Source organism: Mycobacterium sp. (assembly GCF_044342925.1).
Taxonomy (GTDB): domain Bacteria; phylum Actinomycetota; class Actinomycetes; order Mycobacteriales; family Mycobacteriaceae; genus Mycobacterium.
Genome location: NZ_JBIIOV010000234.1, coordinates 1 through 3,763, shown reverse-complemented (window position 1 = coordinate 3,763; position 3,763 = coordinate 1). Strand labels below are relative to the sequence as shown.

General features: G+C 71.2%; 3 protein-coding genes. All 3 read right to left on the bottom strand.

From position 1 onward, the window contains the following. On the bottom strand, nt 1–1,788 hold a 1,788-nt coding region (locus ADBZ6I_RS16570; protein ID WP_526385773.1), incomplete at its 3' end, for a primosomal protein N'. Nucleotides 1,789–1,841: 53 nt separating this feature from the next. After that, nucleotides 1,842–2,849, bottom strand: a complete 1,008-nt coding sequence (locus ADBZ6I_RS16565; protein ID WP_526385771.1) for an HAD family hydrolase — start codon at nt 2,847–2,849, stop codon at nt 1,842–1,844. A gap of 29 nt (nt 2,850–2,878) precedes the next feature. Further along, nucleotides 2,879–3,592: a lysoplasmalogenase family protein gene (locus ADBZ6I_RS16560; protein ID WP_526385769.1), complete on the bottom strand. Its 714-nt coding sequence runs from the start codon at nt 3,590–3,592 to the stop codon at nt 2,879–2,881. Between the last annotated feature and the right edge of the window lie 171 nt (nt 3,593–3,763).

Genomic DNA, 3,763 nt, shown 5'->3' with positions numbered 1-3,763 from the left:
GGCCGGCGGGCGGCGCACCCCCGGCGGCAGGTCCACCGGACCGAGCACCTCGGCGTCCGGCGGTAGGGCGGTTTGGGCGATGAGGGCGGCCACCGCCTCCGAACCCCCGTCGACGGCGGCCAGGTGTACCGCCGGCGGCAGACCGACCGCGGTGCGACCGGCCAGTTCGGCGTCGGCATGACCCACCGGATCCCACTTGATCAGAGCTTGCACGGTGGGGATGGTCGATTCGGCCACCACCGCGACGGTGCCGCCGTCGGCCCGGGAGTGCACCTGCGCGGCCGCAGCCATCCAGCGCCGCAGGGTGTCCTCGGCGGCGCGCAGGTCCTGGCGGCCCAGCAGCGCCCAGCCGTCGAGCAGCAGCGCCGCGCCGTAACCGGCGGGGGCCCGCGGTTCGGCGCCGGGGGTGGCGACCACCAGCGCCGGTCCGGGGCCGATCGACGGGTGCACGGAGTCGCCGGCGGAGGTCACCACCGGTGTGCCGGGAAAGGCCCGGCCCAGTTCCTCGGCGGTGCGCCGGGCGCCCACGACGACCGCGCGAATGGCGTCGGATCCGCAGCGACGGCACCGCAGCGCCGAGTCGATGCGTCCGCACCACCGGCACACCGCGCCCTCGGCGCCGCGATCCGACAGCGACAGCGGCCCCATGCAGTGCCGGCACCGCGCCACGGTGCGGCAGCGGGCGCAGGCCACCGTGGGTAGATAGCCTCGCCGCGGCACCTGCACCAGCACCGGCGCGCCGCGGTCCAGCGCGGAGCGCGCGGCGCGCAGCGCCATCGACGGCAGCCGGGCGCTGCGGGCGGCGGCGTCGCGCTCCTCGGCGTAGCCGTCGTCGTCCAGGGCGATCACCCGCGGCGCGGCGGCCCGCACCACCGGCCGCGGCGCCAGCAGGTCATGCGCCCAGCCGCCGGCCACCAGGGCGTGGGCCTCGGCGGTGCGGGCGTAGCCGCCGATCATTGCGGCGCAACGCAATTGGTGGGCGCGCAGCATCGCGACCTCGCGGGCATGCGGGTAGGGGGCGCGCGGCTCGGCCAGCGAGTCGTCGCCGTCGTCCCACACCATCACCAGACCCAGCCGGTCGACGGGCGCGAACACCGCACTGCGGGTGCCGATCACCAGGCGGGCCTCCCCGCGCAGCACCGACAGCCAGCGGCGGTACCGCGCCGACGGGCCCAGCCCGGCCGCCAGCGCGACCACCGCGGACTCGTCGATCAGGCTGGTCGCTGCCTGCCACAGCGCGTCGATGTCGCGCTGGTCGGGAACCACGACAAGCACACCGTGGCCGCCGCTGACCGCCGCCGCGGCCGCCTCGGCCAGCCGGTCACACCAGCTCTCCCCCGGCGTGGCCTGCCATACCGCGCGGGCCGCACGGCCTTCGCGCAGCGCCTCCAGGAATGCCTCGCCGCGGTTGTAGCGGGCCCAGCCGGCCGGGTCGACGGGCGTGACGACCGGCAGCAGCGGGGCCGCGCGCTGGGTCTTCTCGGCGCCGGCGTGCCGGGGCGGGATGGCCAGCCGCAGCACGTCGGGGCGGGTGCCGGCGTAGCGGGCCGCGACCGCACCGACCAGCCGGCGCACCTCGGCGGTGAGCACCGGTTCGCTGGAGATCACCCGGTCCAGCCAGCCCAGTTGACCGACGTGATCGGTGTCCGAGCGCCGTTCCAGCAGGAACGCGTCGACCAGCCGGCCGTGGAACCGGACCCGCACCCGAACCCCGGGCTGGGCGTCGTCGGACTGCTCCTCGGAGACCAGGTAGTCGAACTCGCGGTCCAGGTGCGGCACCGAGAGCATGGGCAGCACCCGGGCGATGGGTTCGTGTTCGGCGGCGCGCCGGCCCGATGTGATCAATTGCTCCCGTCGGGCGCGGAGAAGATCTCGGTCCAGTCGTCCTTCATGTTGACCACGGTCCAGCCCCGCTTCGGTGCGTCCTTGAGCGCCTCCACCAGCTTGCCGCTGCCGGTGGGGTTTGCGTCGTACTGGTATTCGCGAACATCGTCGGTGTGGTGCACCAGCACGCCCAGGCTGGGCTTGGGGTTGTCGACGGTGGTGTACTCCAGCATCTCCTTGTCGCCGTCGCTGTTGCCGAACGCGACGATCGGACGCCGCCCGATGAACTGATGAATACCCGCCGGCTTGCCGGCCTTGTCGTCGACGAACAGGTAATCCAGCGTCTTGACCAGAACCGGGCCGCTGTCGCGCATTTCATAGGTCACCCGGCCAGTGGAGCCGACGACCTGCTCCGGCGGGATGCCGTAGACCCGGTCAGACCAGGCGCGCATGAAGTCCGCGCCGCCACCGGAGACGATGAAGGTCTGGAAACCGTTGTCGCGCAGGTACTTCAGCACCTCCTGCATCGGCTGGTAGGTCAGCTGGTCGTAGGGCCGGTCGAACTTCGGGTGCTTGGCGGTGTCCATCCAATCGCGCACCCGGGTGTCGAATTCGTCGGTGGTCATCCCGGCGTGGGTCAGCGCGATGATGCGCAGCAGCCCGTCGTGGTGCGGGCCGGCCAGTAGGGTCTTGAAGTCGCGGGCCAGCAGGGCCTGCACCATCGGATCTTCTTTGAGCTCAGGCTGTTCGGCCACCATCCGGTTGGTCTCGTCGACGGCGAAGGACAACTGGAAGGGAAGCGGGTTCTCCGGCCACAGGGTGCCGTCGTTGTCGAACACGGCGATCCGCTCGGGGGCCGGAACGAAGTCCGGCGAACCCTCTTTGGTGACGCGCTCGACGAACGACACGATGGCTGAGCGCGCGTCACCGTCGTTCCACGACGGCAGCGGGTTCTCCGTGCGCCCAGCGCACGACGACAACAGCAGGACGAAGAGCGTGACAAGCACCAGTCGTAAGGCTTTCATTTTTCCCTTTGTACTCGGTCGGCCTCGTATCAGTCGGCCGAAGTCCGGCCGAAGAAAAATCCCGCGGTGATGCACACCATCGAGGCGGCGTACACCCACCAGATCGGCAGTTCCAGCGCCCGGGACTGCAGAACGAACTGACCGACGCCGATCATGCCGTCGGACACCGCGAACAGCAGCGCACCCACCGCCGTCCACACTGTCGGCAGCGCCGCGACCAGCGCCGCCGACACCATCACGCCCAGCACCGTCATGTAGAGCGGCACCGGCACGGTGAGGCCCTCGGCGATCAGTCGCGGCCAGAACCACACCATCATGGCGGCGAAGCCGACGACGACGACCCCGATCAGCCCCAGCCGCAGCAACGAATAGTTGCCCCGCAGCGGCAGCAGCGCACCGATGAAACACAGGTGCGCCACCAGGAAGCAGCCCAGCCCGCACACGAACGCCGGCTTCCACCACGGCATCGCCAGGAAGAAGTCGCCGCCGGCGGAGAACAGCAGGGCCGGGACCAGCCAACGGCGCTCGCGGGCGATCGGATGCTTCACTGCGGCCAGCGCCAGCAGGATCGCCATGGCGGCCTTGGCGGCGGGCTGGGCGGCGAATCGGCCGGTCAGTTCGGCCCCGGCCGGAACCCGCAGCGCGGTGATCGTCAGGAACACGCCATAGCCCACCGCAGCAAATACACCGGCGGTCCACCATCTGCGCACCGCCGTCGCGGCGGATGCGTAGGTTAGGTCCATGGCTGAACCCACCGACAAACCGCCCATCGACGCCATACTGCAGAAGGTACTGGATGCGATGCCGTTCCAGCTGACAGTCGACGGTGGTGTCGAGGAGGCCCGACGCCTGCTTCGGGAATTGCCACGCCGGCAGATGCACGACGATTTGCGGGTCGAGGACACCTCGATCGA